Origin of the sequence: Acidovorax sp. SUPP3334, assembly GCF_030159055.1 — a bacterium.
Taxonomy (GTDB): Bacteria; Pseudomonadota; Gammaproteobacteria; order Burkholderiales; family Burkholderiaceae_C; genus Paracidovorax.
The window spans coordinates 1-966 of sequence record NZ_BQXQ01000110.1; the positions used below are offsets into that span (position 1 = coordinate 1).

At 65.6% G+C, this 966-nt stretch carries 1 protein-coding gene; it reads right to left on the reverse strand.

The window, feature by feature from the left end:
- Positions 1-10 precede the first annotated feature (10 nt).
- Positions 11-966: IS4 family transposase (locus AVHM3334_RS23685; RefSeq protein ID WP_284415876.1), on the reverse strand; the 956-nt coding region annotated here is incomplete at its 5' end.

Sequence of the window (966 nt, forward strand, 5' to 3'; positions counted from 1 at the left end):
CCAATGCCAGTCAGTTAACCCTGACTGGCATTTTTTTCGTTGGGAACTTGGGAGCGCGGTTCTTGACGACCCTGGGGAAGCTTCGTTCGGTGCGACGCGGCGGTAGTACGAAGTGGCGTGATCGCGCCAACAAGGCTGCCAACTGCTTGGGCAAGGTGCCCGCTGAGTCCAGGCTGGGGACCGCCAGCAAGTTCACGATGGCATAGCTGGCCGTGTGAAAGCCGATGCGCTGCGGCTCGACCTGGACCTGCGCCGCCATCTCGCGCATCCAGCGGCGCAGCAACGTGTAGGCGATCAGCACGCCCCACAGCTCCTGGCGCACCAGTGCGGGCTGCTTGCTGCGCAGCACCGGCTCGCCCTCCTGCAGCGACTGCTTGATCTCCCGCAACCCCAACTCGATCTCCCAGCGCTGGCGGTAAAGCTCGGCCAGGTCATGTGCCGGATGCATGCGGTGATCCGACAACGAGGTGATGAAGCGCCGCAGCCTACCGCCCACGCGCACCTCGATCAGGCGCGCCGACCATTGGCTGGGCAGTTCCGGGCGTGCCTTGCGCGCTTGTGGCGACACCGGCATGCGGATGAGCGCGTCGCCGGGTGCAAGCTGCTCGACGATCTCATGGCGCAAATTGTCCCGTGCCCGCATCAGCCAGTGGCGCTGCGCGCCTGCAGCCTGCCAGTCCAGCAGGAACGCGGCCGAGAAGTACGCTCGGTCGAACAGGGTCACCGAGTGGTCCTCGCCTCGCAACTGCGCTGCCAGGCTCAATTCGCCACAATCCATGCCGCCGAGCTTGGCGTCGAGCAGTTCGTGGCTATGGGTGTCCATCAAGCAGGTGGCGCGAATCTGCGGCCAGGACAAAGGGCCATGCTGGTTGCCACAGCTACCCAGTTCGGCTCGGTTCTCCGGGGTGTCCGGTGCCGACCAGACCACGCCATCCACGGCCAGCACGCGCAGGGGCTGCTGCGCAT